Origin of the sequence: Psychrobacter cibarius (assembly GCA_030686115.1) — a bacterium.
Taxonomy (GTDB): domain Bacteria; phylum Pseudomonadota; class Gammaproteobacteria; order Pseudomonadales; family Moraxellaceae; genus Psychrobacter; species Psychrobacter cibarius_C.
Map to the genome: position 1 here is coordinate 748,394 of CP131612.1, position 15,331 is coordinate 763,724.

Genomic DNA, 15,331 nt, shown 5'->3' on the forward strand with positions numbered 1-15,331 from the left:
CTGCCTCGCTGTTTTATATTTATTTATCCCATTTTATTGATACGGTAATAACGCTCATGACAACTATGTTAAATACGGATGCAACGATACTTAACCATCTTCCTCAATCATTTAAAGACTCACTATCAAGTGCTACAGCAGATAAGTTGGCTTCACTCGAAGCTGGGCGTGAAATGTGGCTACTGCCGCCTTTGGTTGATCTGTGCGCCCGCTTGCGTGAACCGGGTCAACAACAACATGGCACTTTGGAGTCAGAAGGGCGCGCTGCTCGTGGCAATGGTTTCCTGCATGTGGTCATTCCTCCTGATACCAATCCTATCTTAGAGAACGGTTCATTATTAAAAGGCTTACGTGAGCGCGCGCTTGGTGATGGCGGCATATATTTGCATATTTTAGGTGCGTTGACTGCTGGTTTAGAAGGTGAGCGCCCATCAAATATCGCTGGGCTTAAAAAAGGCGGTTGTATAGCCGTTTCTAATGCGCGCCGCCCTTTTCGCAATGATTTAGTATTACTGCGTACACTGGAATACGCCGCGACTTTTAATATGAAAGTATTTTTTTATCCTGATGAGCCAAGTCTATCTGGTGATGGCGTGGCGCATGAAGGTTATATCGCGTCATATCACGGCTTGCAAGGGATTCCTTGGATCGCTGAAACGGTTGCCTTGTCAACGCAGTTGCTGATGGTTGAAGAAACAGGCATCGCTGCTCACTTTAGTCAATTATCCTGTAAATCTTCAATCGAATTGATGCGCTGGGCAAAAGATAAAGGTCTGCCCGTGACTTGTGATGTGGCGATGCATCAGTTGTATTTGACCGATGATAATTTAGAGGGTTTTAACGCCCAAGCCTATGTATTACCACCCCTGCGTAGTAATACCGATCAGCAAGCCATCCGCCGTGGTCTAAAAGATGGCACCATTGATGCGATATGTAGCCATCATGAACCATTGAACAGTACCGCTAAAAAAGCCCCATTTGCTGAGAGCACACCAGGCATCTCAAATTTTGATACCTTTATGGCGCTGGCTTGTCAGCTAGTCAATGATGAGGTGTTAACCTTAGAGCAACTTGTCGATAAAATCTGTCTCAATCCGGCGAAAATCGCTGGTATTAGTGAGCAATATGAAAAAATCGGCGGCGCAGTACTGGTGGATCCTAAGTTAGAGTGGCAAGTGACCGCACAATCCATGCTGTCCAATGGTAAAAACACCCCATTCTTTAATCAGCAGTTGCAAGGCTGCGTTGTGGAGACTTTCTTTGGCTAATTTGCCTAGGCAGGATGATAGTCTGCAACCATCCTCGAAGGATAGCGATCATCACTTGCACAACCAAACCATCAAGTCGCACAGTACTGCCAGTGAATCTATCAAAGCGGTGGCAATCTATGAGGTGGTTAAAGGGGTCGGTGCACTATTAGGGGCAGGGGCTTTATGGTCATGGCATACTGATCTTGACCATTGGCTAACGACGGCGACTGATTCTTGGCAACAGACTTTTGGACAGCTACTGGCACCGCAAGTTGACAGTGCAGTACGGATTGCCCAGCAGGCAAGTAAAAACTGGTCATTATTCTTGTTATTAATCTTTGCTTACGCCAGTCTGCGTTTCCTTGAGGCTTATGGCTTATGGCAAGATAAAACATGGGCGTATTGGTTTGGTGTGCTGGGTTATGGGGTGTTTATTCCTATTGAGCTTTACTATCTAATCGTTAGTCCATTTGATTGGTTTAAGCTTGGGATATTAGTCTCGAACCTTCTTATCGTGGTCGTGGTCTATCGTAATATGAAGCGTAAAGGCTTGATATAAAAAAGGCTTATATAGCGGTTATAAAAAAACTGAATGTGTATGAAAAAGCCAGCATAAGATACTCTCTTATGCTGGCTTTCTTTTGCTAAAACGATTGGCTTAAAACTGGTTACAAATTATGGTTTTGCTGTACTTTTATCAGTGCGAATGCTTTTGGCGACTTTACCAATACTCAAACCTTGCACCAAGATAGAGAATATCACCACTGCATAAGTGAGTGCCAGCAAGATATCGCGTTCGGTTCCCAGCGGCAGCTGCAACACTAAGGCAACCGAAATACCACCACGTAATCCGCCCCATGTCAGCACTTTCCATGCACCAGTCGGTAAATCGAGCTGACGATGAAAGGTTTTGGTCGTCATACCTACAACGATAAAACGCGCAAGTAGGGCAATGACAATTGTCAAACCAGCGGCGATAAATAAATTACCCGAATACGCAATCATCACTACTTCTAAACCGATGAGTACGAATAAAATAGCATTGAGAATTTCATCGATTAATTCCCAAAATAAATCAATATAATGCCGCGTTTTATCGCTCATCGCCAATGCTCGTCCGCGATTCCCAACCATCAACCCCATCATCACCATGGCGAGTGGTCCTGATAAATGCCAATGGCTGGCGAGTGCATAACCACCTATCACACCAGCAAGCGTTAACAACACTTCTTCTTGATAGCTATCGATACTTTTCAGCATGTAATACAGAATCGCCCCAAGTACTAAGCCAAAAATAATGCCGCCACCAGCTTCAACCGCTAGAGTATGCGCCACATAATTGGCGGTTGGGATATCACCACTGGATAAAATCCCTAGCAGCAATACAAAGATGACAACGCCGATACCATCGTTAAATAACGACTCGCCTGCGATGACCGTTTCTATACTTTTTGGCGCGCCAGCCGATGAAAGGATGCCCATCACGGCAATGGGGTCGGTCGGTGATATTAGAGCACCGAATAGCAAACACCAAAGAAACGGCAAACCGAAACCAAGCAGCGGCAGCATAAAATAAAGCGCCGTGGCGATAAGCATCGCAGAGACGATGGTACCGACGCAAGCAAGGATGCCAATAGGCAGTTTATAACGTTTTAAATCGCTGATATTGACGTGCAGCGCCCCTGCAAATAACAGCATAGAGAGCATGCCATCTAATAAGACTTCGGTAAAATCAAGCTGCTCTAACAAGCTTACTTCATAATCAATCAGCTGATCAAATCCCAAAAATCCCAAAAATATCGCGCCAATAGATAATAAAATGGAGATAACCATCACGCCAATCGTGGTCGGTAGACCAATAAAACGATGGTTAACGTAAGTTAATAGGGCTGTGATTGATAAGAATATCGCGCTGATTTCAAGTATGGTTAGGCTACTGGTAGGGGCCATGAAAAAATTCTCAAGTGAGTTTAAAATTGTCATAAGCTTAGCGCTTACATACACTAAATAGGTTTGATTTTAGTTTAGTTATCGTTTGTCTTTTTATTTTGATTGCGTTTGTAATGCTTGGCGAATATGGGTGTCAAACGCGCTAACATAGTTAAAATACTGATGATGAGCATCGTTGCTAAGTATGAACTGTTGGGCTTGTTGGCACATCGCGCTCAAGTCATCTATCAGCTCTTGATAGCTTAGGTTTTCTTCTCCTGCGCGCTCAATCATTTTTATCTCATGCAATAGGGTTTGCTGCTGTGCGTTATTTACGCGAGCATAACTTAGATTGACCATCGCCTGACATAGCGCTTTTAAGACCATCAAATCTGCTGCTGCATACCGACGTATCTCGCCTAGTGATGTATTGATAAAATCAGATATTTTGGGAGTATGAGTAACTATGGCTAATATAGCCAAGCGTCGCTGTTTAACTTCGGCTTTCGATGAATCATCGTTTTGTGCCGGTGTATAAAAATGATAGGGACTGGGCGGCTGACGACGCATCATAATACTTAAGCAACTGGTCAGTGATTGTACGCAGTTGACCGCTGTTTTTGGATCATTGATACCTGGAGACAATGCTCGTACGGCGATTTCAGTCATTTGTCCCAAGCTATAAGCAATATCGTTAGAATGAGCCAGTCGTTGTTCGATACGTATACAGCCTGCAAAGCGTTGCCAAAAAAGCCCGTCAGGGGCACGCGGTACAACAGCTAAAGATGGCGTCGCTGTTTTTTGTCGATTGTTTGGATGATCTGCTGGACGCTGGTAAAAGTAGCCGATGACGTTTTTATCAGTGACATAATCACCAAGATTGATACGCATTTGCACCACGCCGCCATAGTCTTGTGTCAGTGTAATCAGTGACTCAAGGTAAAATTGTTGAACATAACCTGAGCTTGGTGGATAGATGGGCACCGCTGACCAATGATGAAACTGTTCAATGTCATGATGTTCTATATCGCGTTGATGCTGAATATCGCAATGATCACGATACCAATAGTGAATATTATTAATCGCATCATTGCTGGCGTTTTGAATCACATGGGAAGCTTGAATGGCATGTACCATATGCTGTACAAAGTACACCAGCAACAGCGCACATATAATTGCCATGATAATCGCAAAAGTCACTGCGAGCTGTGGCACACCAAAAGCCACGTCATATTTATGGATGGATTTTAACACCAATAAACTATAACTAAACGTGCCAATGAACGCCCCCAACACAAATTGATTGGGTGTATCGGTTAAAAAATTGCGCAACAGCCGTGGGCCAAATTGCGAAGAGGCCATCGACAGCACGGCGATTGTAATGGAAAAGGTTGTGCCTGCCACGCCCAGTACTGCGCCTGCGATGGCAGTCATGATGGCGCGCGCAGCATCGTCGTCACCGGTAAAAGCAAAGGTAATCTCTCTGACGGTTTCGCGGTCAAAGTGTTGATCGATAGTGACCAATAAAGGCGCTAGCAATATACCTGCAATGACGCACGCAGTCGGAATAAACCAATAAGAGCCAATAAGCTGCTGCCATAGGTTTCTTAGTCGATCAGGCATATCGGTCAGTGTCTGTAGCGACCATAACTGGGCGAACTGCTTTAGTCTGTGCGTTATTGTCAGCAATGCAGGGTTAAACCAGCCACTTTCAGGGTGTTTATTCAATATTATATGCTCCACAAATGACCTAAAAAGTGACCCATTTTTTATTACTAAGCTAGGATTTTATTTGACGAATAAAAACGCTTAAAAGTAAATTAGCTTATCATATAACAGATTGCGCACAAAAATTTAGTAAAAAATAAGCCCCTATCATAGGAGCTTATTTTTAGCATGATGGATTGTTTTGTTAATTGACTAGATTGTCAATCCAAGTGCTTATCGCAGTGCTTACTTTTGCTAGCACTGATGGCTCTTCTTTACTGTCCATACTTAATGAACGCGTTTGCATATCATCCGTCGATACTGGCTGTTTTTGCAGACTATCTACGATTAACGGTAGATTATTACCAGTGGTTGCTAAGATAAAGCTTGGGTTTTTGGTTAACGTCGCCCACTTCTGATTCCAGCCACCACTACAATTGTAAGTAATTAAGCTTCCGCGATTATCTACTAAATTACCAGTACGCAAATCAAAGCATTTGCCACCTTGTTTGATTTGGTCAGTACCGTTCATCTCCCAAACTTGCGCTGGCGAGTCCAAGCTACAAGCACCCAAAACCACCCAAGAACCTTGTTCTGTTAAGCACTGATCTAATGCCATTTTGCTGTGAATTTTACCTTTAAGATCGTAAATCCACTGTTCAGAGTCGTCACCAGTACAGCCACTTGGGCCACTAATAAAGCTATTTAACTTACCACCTTCTAGAGTTTCAACTTTAAGGCAGTTGTTGCCATTACGGATAGTAGTCACATTATCTAAAGGTTTATCATCTTGTAGCTCTAAATCTACAACAAACTTTTGAAATTCGGTAAGTGCTTCAGGCTCTTTTTTGATTAAATCCGTACGATAGACATTGACCCAGCGGTTGAGACGATTTAGAGTTTCTTGCTGCTTCTCATAACGCTCTAATGTTTGGAGTGCTAAAGGGCTAAGCTCATCACGATACTCTTTGTAAGAATCATATAATAACTGACCGTTGGCGTCTAAACTAATAGTCGAATGTTCTGCTTGAGCAAGAAGTTTCTGCTCTAAGATTGGCAATTCTATCTTTCTTAGTGCCGTATAGCCCTGTTCTTTACCAAAGGTAACCGCGGGTTTAATCGTATCATTATATTGACGAATATCAATGGTTGAGAGCTGTACTTGTGCTTCATTGGCTTTTTTACAGTATAAATCTACTTTTTTCGGATCTTCAGCGATGGCTAAATTGATATGGAATTTATTAGCATTACCATTCATTCGATTAGGAGCCAACGCAATATCATTAATCGTGTTATTACTATAAGTAACGCTTAACCAGCAGCTTGCTGATTCAAGTGAGTTATTCGGTGTCGGTAACTCAAAAACGTTGCCCCAGTTACCACGTGCTTCTGGATAAATAATACCCTTTTGCGCGACAGGGTCATAACCGCCTAAAATGGTAAAGACTGGCACGCCTTGTAAGCGTGGTTTTAAGTAATTACCGTCGGTACTGTTGTACCAAACGTTTTTAGAACCTTGCCATACCTTAGGCTGGATGACTTCCATCTTTCTGAGATCGGCATTCCATTTCTTATAGCCAGTTGGTGAATCAGCGTCAAATACTGCTTTATCAAATGCTGGCTGGATCTTAATTTTTGTACTATAACCCGTATAGTGAGTATAGTTTGAATAAGCGCCACTCTGTGATCCACCAGACATCGCATCGCGACCATAGCCATAGGTGGCTAAGAAAAGAGGTTTACCAGTGAGGCCATCACCCTCGACCTGTCGTGGCCAGTCTAAGTTGCTGCGCATTTTGTTTCTGATGCCATTATAGCCCCAGCCACTATTGGAATGATGCTCGGCCCAAAAGAAATCGCCGTTCTGTTCACCAGGATAATGACCCAAGCCATAATGATGACCGATTTCGTGGCTGAACTCATTACCTTGAGAGTCGATTAGGGTCAACATACCATTACCGCCGCTTAAGCCGTGGTTATATTCACCATTCTTATATTTACCGCGAGCGTGATGCGCATTGACGTTCTGGGTCAATTGCGGTTGCTCTTGACTTTGCATTGAAGCACTGGTGACGCCCCAATTGGCTAAATTAATGCCAACACCAAAGGTTGATTTCGCGGTGTTTTCGCGCATATCACCAGCATAAACGCCAGCATCATTTGAGTCACTGACTGAATCATAAATAGTGCCATTGGCGACCATTACTCGTTCGAGCTTCATGTCATCATAGCTAGCAACGGTCATTTGTGCTGCTGGAATGGTTTGGAAGTAGTCTGAACCCGCTCTTTCTGGATCGCGTAGCATATAATGACCCCAAGATTGAGGTGCATCCGTTAACATGCCCAGACGGATATTGGTCAATACCAACTCACCAGGGGCGGCAAAATCTATGTTATCTTCTGACAATTCACCGCTACGATTTTGGTCATCCACAATGCGAATTTTGAGACCACCTTGTACCTCATCCCAGTTGAGTTTGGTTGACCATGCGCGCTTACTGTAAGCAACGCGAGGACGTTGGTCAGTGTTAGTCTGATCCGTGTCTGGGATTTGAGTCGGATCGGCTAAATTGATAGTTCGTAATAAAACCCCGTCTTTGTAAATTTCAGCCGCTAATTTATTAATATCACCCATTTCAAGCGTAGGCGTCACCAATAATAGCGCCTCTTTTTCTGCCGTCAGGCGCGGCATGTTTTTTGCTTCGTTACCCTGTGGATCAACGGTATGATTCTGCCCAAACTGTATCATCGCTTGAAAATCGCCAACCAAGTCTGGACGAATAGCACGAATTTCTCCCGCTCTACCATCGTGGTCAAAAAACCCTAATAAATAAAAATCAGCAATATCCTTTTTTGGTTCTGGATATTTAATAGGCGTACTTGGTTCAAGTGGCGTAGCAGGAATACTCGTTACTGGTGGTTTAACAGGCGTGCTAGGCTCAAGCGGCGTAGCAGGAATACTCGTTACCGGTGGTTTAACAGGCGTACTTGGCTCAAGCGGCGTAGCAGGAATACTCGTTACTGGCGGCTTAATAGGCGTGCTTGGCCCAATTGGCGTAGCAGGAATACTCGTTGCTGGTGGCTTAATAGGCGTAGCTGGCACAAGTGGCGTTGCAGGAATACTCGTTACTGGTGGCTTAATAGGCGTAGCTGGCACAAGTGGCGTTGCAGGAATACTCGTTACTGGTGGTTTAATAGGCGTAGTTACCGGTGGCTTAACAGGCGTGCTAGGCCCAATTGGCGTTGCAGGAATACTCGTTACTGGTGGTTTAATAGGCGTAGTTACCGGTGGCTTAACAGGCGTGCTAGGCCCAATTGGCGTAGCAGGAATACTCGTTGCTGGTGGCTTAATAGGCGTAGCTGGCACAAGTGGCGTTGCAGGAATACTCGTTACTGGTGGTTTAATAGGCGTAGCTGGCACAAGTGGCGTTGCAGGAATACTCGTTACTGGTGGTTTAATAGGCGTAGTTACCGGTGGCTTAACAGGCGTGCTAGGCTCAAGCGGTGTTGCAGGAATACTCGTTACTGGCGGCTTAACAGGCGTAGTGACGGGTGGTTTAACAGGCGGCGTTTCTACTGGTAGATTAACGGTTGGTGGTACAAGTGATGATGTGCTGCCATCACCTTCACCACAAGCAGAAAGCATAATGGATACGACACAAATGCTTAGCGCTTTTACTGGAAATGCTATTGTGTTTTTCAATTTATTGCCCTAATAATAGTTTAAGGCAATATAACAGCTGTGTTAGCATCTCGTACGACTTTTGTTCGATGTATAATAATAAGTTATATTACAACCTCTAGTGAAAACTAATTTTTATTATTCAATATGCCTCATTCGTTACTAACGCTTTTCTTAATTCGTCTTTGGGTTATCTGATTCAGTAATGATATCGTCTTTATAATTAAAGAGATTACCATTGGTTTTAATTTGAGAGTCATTCAAATCTTTAGGAATAAGAATCTCATTGTCCCGCTCATCGCATTCAATATCACTGTCTTTATCATAAGCTATTGGGTCAAAGTGTGGGGTGTCTTTGATCGGCTCATTCTTGTCTAATGCTGCAGTGGTCGCCGAGGTTTTTCTAAATAAATTTGATTGACCGCCTTTGATGCCTTTCCCATTAGAATCAGCTTTCTTACGTGGCTCACTATTGGCAAAAATAGCATTTAACGGTAGATCTAACTGTTGCTTGGCATAAGCTTCCGTATTTTCAAAACGGTTGACTAGCAAGCTAAGCCAAGGTTTTTGATCCTCTGGCCCCATCTCATCTAGCTCATCTTTGATAGGCAAGGGGTAAGGTAGCGTGCGATAAAAATCCCATAATGTCATTTTGCTCAAATCTCTCTTGAGCACATAATCATTATCTTCAGTCATGGTGATTAGATTGCTGTCTTGCAGATAATTAATATAGGTATACCATTTTGGTAGCTCTTTGCGTCCTAGCACGTTACGTAGCGCTTGTTCGCTTACCGCTTCGCCTTTTAAATGATGGGTATAAACGAGGTTTAGCATATCGAGCAAACTTAGGAGCGGGTGGCGTGGATAGACCTCTTTAGTCTCAAAAATCGTCAAGGTATAGCTAATCTCAACACCTAATAGAATTAAATTCCAAGACAAATATATCCATAATAAGAAGATGGGCAGTGCCGCAAAAGCCCCGTAAATCGCTTCATAACTGGTGAAATTTGCCATTACTGTACCAAACAGGTGCTTCATCAGCTCGAATACGATAGCGACGAAGAGACCAGCAATGGCTGCATTTTTCGCGGGTACGCGTGCTTTTGGGATGAACCAGTACATACCAATAAAGCCTGCGACAGTGATACCAATGGATACGGCTTGTACCCAAAAAGACCAGTCAATGCCATAACCAGCAATTTGTCGATTTAAAAAACTCAAGCTTTGTACCGCGCTTGAAGCAAGAAATGCCGTACCCAGTACTAACGGTCCTAACGTGACGATGGTCCAGTAGCGCAGCATACTTTTCATACCGCCAGAGCGATTTTCTACCCGCCAGATTTGGTTAAATGCGCGCTCGATGGTTGTTAACGTCATAATGGTCGTAAAAAGTAACACCATCGCCCCAATGATGGTTAGATTTGAGGATTTTTCAGCAAAGCTATTGATGTACTCACTGACCTGCATGCTTGATTGTGGTAGCAAGTTACTATAAATCACTTCATATATCTGTGCTCTAACGGATGCAAGTGCGGGGACAGAAGATAGGATCATCAATAGGACGGTTAGGACGGGTACAATTGACAACATAGTCGTGTAGGTCAGCGATGCCGCTTTTTGCTGGCAATTGTCTTCAAAAAAGTGCCGAGTCAAGAATCGTAAAAATTGAAACCAGCGTTGATGTAAAAACGGGATTTTTTTTGATAAATTTTCCATATCGACCATTTAGCAGGTGTTTGAGTGACAGTAGTGTAACAAAGATATGCTGTTACCATCTGCGGTTTAATTGTGTCAAAATGCACAGCAGCAACCTTTCTAGCAGGTTATTAGCGACAATGTGTACCAAGGCTGTTTGCATGTCGGTGAATGACTGGGGCATAATATATGCCTATATTGCGTTATCTGTCACAGATTATGTATATAGTCATTCCACTATAAAATTATTACAGCGTTAACCTCGCTTGAGGTATTTAATATACATCTACACTCGGTTGCCTTGTACTAGTACTATTTTTAAATTGAATCGACTATAGCTACATAATCAATGAGGTTTTATGCTAAAGAAATAGACTGCATAGAAGCGGTTGTAGGTGATTAGAATCAACAATAACATTAATGGTTTTATGAGGAAGTATTGCTAATGAGTCAGACCGCCCCTTATGTTTTGGTGCTCTATTATTCAAATTACGGTACGACTAAGACATTGGCTTATGCTATCGCTCAAGGTATTGAGGATGCTGGTATGACAGCCCGTATCCGTACTGTACCAACGGTTGCACCCGAGACCACATCGAGCAAGCCTGCAATACCTGATGAAGGTGACTTGTATTGCACTATGGACGATCTAAAAGACTGTATGGGTTTGGCGCTTGGTAGCCCGACGCACTTCGGTAATATGGCTGCTCCCATGAAATATTTTTGGGATAATACGGTCACTATTTGGCTGGCAGGTAATTTACAGAACAAACCTGCTGCTGTATTTACTGCCACTGGCTCGATGCATGGCGGTCAAGAGACGACATTGCTGACCATGATGTTGCCGTTGATGCATCACGGCATGATCCTTGTTGGTGTGCCTTATGCTGAGCCTGCGCTTAATCGTACTCATCGTGGTGGCTCGCCTTATGGTGCCAGCCACGTGAGTGGGGCGTTGCATGATCAACCTATCTCAGCAGATGAGCGCGAGTTGGCTATCGCCCAAGGTCGTCGCTTGGCTATTAGTGCTACTGCATTGGCGCAAGCTAACTGGACACGCTAAGCGGATTTTTATAGCATGCAACGTCTTATATAACGCTATTAATTAGGAAATAAATATATCTAATGGTCACAAACCGCTCCGATAGTGAGATAAGCGCACCAGCCAAAAAATCTGCCAAAGCTGCTAAACTTAAAAAGCCAATTACGCCCATTCGTCAGCGCTTGATGGTGACTTGGCTGATTTGGCTGGTCTATAGACTGCTTGGGCTACCTATTTTTATCAATGTTTTTAATCCCAGTAGTCCTGATGTCATTGGCGGTATCGCTTGGCAAGCATTATGGCTAGTGCCAGCATTTATTTTGACGCCCGCGATACTACGGGGTCGTTCGCCATATGTGCTATTGATAGGCAGTATGCTTACCTTGGTTTATTTGGGGGCGAGTGGTGTGGTTCTGTTTACCCGCGTTTACGGCAGCAGCTGGGCAGAGATAGTGGTTTATTTGTTTGATTTTGTCTTATTACTGGCAATCAATATTTGGTTATTTATTCTACTAAAGCGTCTTCCTTCAATGAACAACGTCGTTAAGCAGCCGCGTTAGTTGATTTAGCGAAGTTTAAGACAAAAAAAAGCGGCGCTCTATTTAGAGTGCCGCTTTTTTATGCTATTTCTGTTTATTTAATAAAAAGCTTAATTTACTTTGGTTAATTCTAAATCCATCTTTTTGCCATCATTAATTTGGCTAACTTTTACTGGTAGGTAATCTAAGCTTGGTGCCAGCCAAAAACTGGTAGAACGACTATTGTCATCGTGGATACGGTCGACACGTACGGTATCAAATGTACCAGCTGGAACGGTAATCTTGGTGTTACCAGATTTTTTGAAAGGGGTTTTCTCTATTTTGTCTTTTTTCGCCATGTAATAGTTGCCAGAGAATTTACCGTTCAATAAATCTTGGCGAATTTGCACTTCCAAACTTAAATCATCAAAAGCTTGTTGTGCCATGTTCATGGTCGTCGATTTGCCTTTATAGTTACTCACCACCTTTTTACTGCTTGGATTGAAGTCTAATTTATGCGTGCGACCAACGCCTAATAGCTTATAAGTGGTGCTGGCTTGAGTCGGAATGACATTATTACCGTTGATGGTAAAAGTGCTGTTTTGCGAAGCACTTGCAACACCTGCCACCCGAGCATTGACATTATATTTCCAAGTATTGCCTGATTTGTTAAGCGTGCGAGTAGCCGTGCCTTTATATTTGTCTTCAACCGTAAAGCTGTAGTTGGCGCTTGAAGGTTCGATATTCTTTGCGCTGGCAAGGGTTGGTGCAGTCATACTTATCGCTCCAATCGTAGCAATACTGGCCCCAGTGGTTAGGGCGGTTAAAAACTTAGACTTGCTACGTTTAGTATTATTAGTATCGGTTGTTAATGACTTTTGATCGTTTGATAAAAAACTCATGGACATTCCTTAATTGTTATTTATGGCATTGCTTATAACTATTGTTATTTTCTCAAGGACTATAATGGTCATGTCCTGCTATCTTTTCAAGAGTGCCAGCTGTCCCTGTGGTGTTGCTATTGTAGCCAAGGTTGCTGGCATCGAGCGCGATATCATCAGGCGTCACTTGCGTGAGTTGAGTAAGTAGGAGTAAGTTAATCGGTCAGTTGTAAATGATATGCGGTAACTTATCAGTGTTGAAATTTAGCACTCATATGACTGCTTTTAAAATCGTGCTAAGGCCTTTAATACGGTGCAATCCAATCAAATGACTGTTCATAAACGTCATTACCAACTAAATAATCCACGATATGCAAAATTCTTGTAAATTTTTGGGCTTTACACTTGAAGCTAACTCACTTTGCCCCCACTTTTTGATACAAGCTCAAAGCTTATCTTTAGAATACTGTTTTAAGCAGTAATGCCTATAGATATTGGTATTGAGACCATTAATTCAAATAAACCCTTACTGCAAATAACCAAATTATTGGAGACATATTGATGAATATTCGTCCTTTACATGATCGCATCGTTGTCCGCCGCATAGAAGAAGAAACAAAAACGGCTGGTGGTATCTTGCTTCCTGGTTCTGCTCAAGAAAAGCCGTCACAAGGTGAAGTGCTAGCAACTGGTAATGGTCAGATTCGTGACAACGGCGAAACTCGCGCGTTAGATGTAAAAACTGGCGACAAAGTCTTGTTCGGTCAATATGCTGGTCAAACCGTAAAAGTTGACGGCGAAGAACTATTGATTATGAAAGAATCTGATGTATTGGGTGTGTTAGAAGGCTAGTCCTTTTTGAGTGTTTTTATACTCAGCGCATTTTGACAATATTATTTAAAAATTATTGAAACATTTAATTGCATTCTCATACTTATAATAGTGGAGTAATTTAACATGGCAAAAGACGTAAAATTCGGCATTGATGCCCGTAAACAAATGATGGATGGCGTAAACATCCTAGCAAATGCAGTACGAGTGACATTGGGCCCTAAAGGTCGTAACGTGGTTATCGATAAATCATTTGGCGCGCCTACCATCACTAAAGATGGTGTTTCGGTTGCCAAAGAAATCGAGCTTGAAAACAAATTCGAAAACATGGGCGCTCAATTGGTCCGTGAAGTGGCTAGCCGCACAAATGATGTCGCTGGTGATGGTACGACGACTGCGACTGTATTGGCGCAATCTATCTTGCAAGAAGGCATGAAATCAGTTGCCGCTGGCATGAACCCAATGGATCTAAAACGCGGTATCGATAAAGCGGTTCGCGCTGCTGTTGAGCAAATTCATTTGCTAGCTACACCAGCTGACGATTCAAAAGCGATTGCTCAAGTGGGCTCTATCTCTGCCAACTCAGACACCAAAATCGGTGAGCTAATTGCTCAAGCGATGGAAAAAGTCGGTAAGCAAGGCGTTATCACTGTTGAAGAAGGTTCAAGCTTCGAAGATACCTTAGAAGTTGTCGAAGGTATGCAGTTTGACCGTGGTTATATCAGCCCATACTTTGCGAATAAGCAAGACAGCTTAACCGCTGAGTTTGAAAACCCATATATCTTGTTGGTTGATAAAAAAATCAGCAATATTCGTGAAATCGTGCCATTACTTGAACAAGTGATGCAGCAGAGCAAGCCATTGCTAATCATCGCTGAAGACGTAGAAAACGAAGCATTGGCAACATTGGTTGTCAACAACATGCGTGGCGGCTTGAAAACTTGTGCGGTTAAAGCACCAGGTTTCGGCGATCGTCGTAAAGCCATGCTTGAAGATATCGCAACGCTAACGGGCGGTACTGTAATTTCTGAAGAGATTGGTCTAAGTTTAGAGACTGCTACTCTTGAGCAACTGGGTACGGCTAAAAAAGTTACTGTCGGTAAAGAAAACACCGTGATCGTTGATGGCGCTGGTAACTCTGCTGACATCGAAAATCGCGTTGAATCTATTAAACGTCAAGTTGAAGAATCAACGTCTGACTACGACAAAGAAAAGCTTCAAGAGCGTATGGCTAAACTGGCTGGCGGCGTTGCCGTTATCAAAGTTGGCGCTGCGACTGAAACTGAAATGAAAGAGAAGAAAGACCGTGTTGACGATGCGCTACATGCGACTCGTGCCGCGGTTGAAGAAGGCGTTGTACCTGGTGGTGGTGTTGCCTTAGTTCGTGCAATGAATGCATTGTCTGAGCTACGTGGCGATAACGATGACCAAAACGCGGGTATCAATATCTTACGTCGCGCAATGGAAGCACCATTACGTCAAATCGTAACCAACGCTGGCGAAGAAGCATCAGTTGTGGTCAACGAAGTGAAGAGTGGCAGCGGTAACTACGGTTACAACGCAGCTTCTAGCGAATACGGCGATATGCTAGAGATGGGTATTCTTGATCCAGCTAAAGTAGCTCGTTCAGCGCTAGAAAACGCAGCATCTGTTGCAGGCTTAATGCTAACGACCGAAGTCATGATTACTGATTTGCCACAAGGTGATGACGGTATGGCTGGCATGGGCGGTGCTGGTGGAATGGGCGGTATGGGTGGAATGGGCGGCATGATGTAATTTATGCCTCGACTAAATTT

At 43.3% G+C, this 15,331-nt stretch carries 11 protein-coding genes; 6 read left to right on the forward strand and 5 right to left on the reverse strand.

The features are described 5' to 3' along the window. The first annotated feature begins 86 nt into the window (after window positions 1-86). Together Q6344_03235 and Q6344_03240 are read left to right on the forward strand one after the other, a co-directional pair. Window positions 87-1,268: a dihydroorotase gene (locus tag Q6344_03235; protein WLG15130.1), complete on the forward strand. Its 1,182-nt coding sequence runs from the start codon at window positions 87-89 to the stop codon at window positions 1,266-1,268. After that, entirely contained in the window at window positions 1,261-1,809 is a 549-nt protein-coding gene (locus Q6344_03240; GenBank protein WLG14375.1) for a DUF2127 domain-containing protein, read from the forward strand. The genes Q6344_03235 and Q6344_03240 overlap by 8 nt, the downstream gene beginning before the upstream one ends. A gap of 116 nt (window positions 1,810-1,925) precedes the next feature. Here the strand turns inward: Q6344_03240 and Q6344_03245 are convergent, their stop codons facing one another. The 4 genes from Q6344_03245 to Q6344_03260 form a co-directional block, all read right to left on the reverse strand. Next, window positions 1,926-3,200 (reverse strand): sodium:proton antiporter, encoded by a 1,275-nt coding sequence (locus Q6344_03245; GenBank protein ID WLG14376.1) that lies wholly within the window; start codon window positions 3,198-3,200, stop codon window positions 1,926-1,928. Window positions 3,201-3,293: 93 nt separating this feature from the next. Next, entirely contained in the window at window positions 3,294-4,907 is a 1,614-nt protein-coding gene (locus Q6344_03250) for a DUF2254 domain-containing protein (GenBank protein WLG14377.1), read from the reverse strand. Window positions 4,908-5,091: 184 nt separating this feature from the next. Continuing rightward, window positions 5,092-8,589 carry a M66 family metalloprotease gene (locus Q6344_03255; protein WLG14378.1) on the reverse strand — a complete coding sequence of 1,166 codons (3,498 nt, stop codon included), beginning with the start codon at window positions 8,587-8,589 and terminating at the stop codon, window positions 5,092-5,094. A gap of 153 nt (window positions 8,590-8,742) precedes the next feature. Beyond that, the gene (locus Q6344_03260; protein ID WLG14379.1) at window positions 8,743-10,284 is read right to left on the reverse strand and encodes a YihY family inner membrane protein; all 1,542 of its coding nucleotides are present in this window, start codon (window positions 10,282-10,284) and stop codon (window positions 8,743-8,745) included. A gap of 424 nt (window positions 10,285-10,708) precedes the next feature. Between Q6344_03260 and wrbA the strand changes: the two genes are divergently transcribed. Beyond that, window positions 10,709-11,326, forward strand: coding sequence for an NAD(P)H:quinone oxidoreductase (gene wrbA, locus Q6344_03265; protein WLG14380.1), 618 nt, complete (start codon window positions 10,709-10,711; stop codon window positions 11,324-11,326). 62 nt (window positions 11,327-11,388) lie between these two features. Further along, the gene (locus tag Q6344_03270) at window positions 11,389-11,865 is read left to right on the forward strand and encodes a hypothetical protein (GenBank protein ID WLG14381.1); all 477 of its coding nucleotides are present in this window, start codon (window positions 11,389-11,391) and stop codon (window positions 11,863-11,865) included. Between the two features lie 89 nt (window positions 11,866-11,954). On the opposite strand, the gene Q6344_03275 is transcribed toward Q6344_03270, so the two are convergent. Next, complete coding sequence (locus Q6344_03275) at window positions 11,955-12,725, reverse strand: DUF3108 domain-containing protein (protein ID WLG14382.1); 771 nt, start codon at window positions 12,723-12,725, stop codon at window positions 11,955-11,957. A gap of 540 nt (window positions 12,726-13,265) precedes the next feature. Between Q6344_03275 and Q6344_03280 the strand changes: the two genes are divergently transcribed. Together Q6344_03280 and groL are read left to right on the forward strand one after the other, a co-directional pair. Further along, entirely contained in the window at window positions 13,266-13,556 is a 291-nt protein-coding gene (locus Q6344_03280; protein WLG14383.1) for a co-chaperone GroES, read from the forward strand. Between the two features lie 105 nt (window positions 13,557-13,661). After that, complete coding sequence (gene groL, locus Q6344_03285; protein WLG14384.1) at window positions 13,662-15,311, forward strand: chaperonin GroEL; 1,650 nt, start codon at window positions 13,662-13,664, stop codon at window positions 15,309-15,311. The last annotated feature ends 20 nt before the right edge of the window (window positions 15,312-15,331 follow it).

What these genes read in the sequence shown, in the direction of transcription:
- Q6344_03245 (WLG14376.1), bottom strand. Translation starts at nt 3,200, where the DNA reads ATGGCCCCTACCAGTAGCCTAACCATACTTGAAATCAGCGCGATATTC.
- Q6344_03260 (WLG14379.1), bottom strand. Translation starts at nt 10,284, where the DNA reads ATGGAAAATTTATCAAAAAAAATCCCGTTTTTACATCAACGCTGGTTT.
- wrbA (WLG14380.1), top strand. Translation starts at nt 10,709, where the DNA reads ATGAGTCAGACCGCCCCTTATGTTTTGGTGCTCTATTATTCAAATTAC.
- Q6344_03270 (WLG14381.1), top strand. Translation starts at nt 11,389, where the DNA reads ATGGTCACAAACCGCTCCGATAGTGAGATAAGCGCACCAGCCAAAAAA.
- Q6344_03275 (WLG14382.1), bottom strand. Translation starts at nt 12,725, where the DNA reads ATGAGTTTTTTATCAAACGATCAAAAGTCATTAACAACCGATACTAAT.
- Q6344_03280 (WLG14383.1), top strand. Translation starts at nt 13,266, where the DNA reads ATGAATATTCGTCCTTTACATGATCGCATCGTTGTCCGCCGCATAGAA.
- groL (WLG14384.1), top strand. Translation starts at nt 13,662, where the DNA reads ATGGCAAAAGACGTAAAATTCGGCATTGATGCCCGTAAACAAATGATG.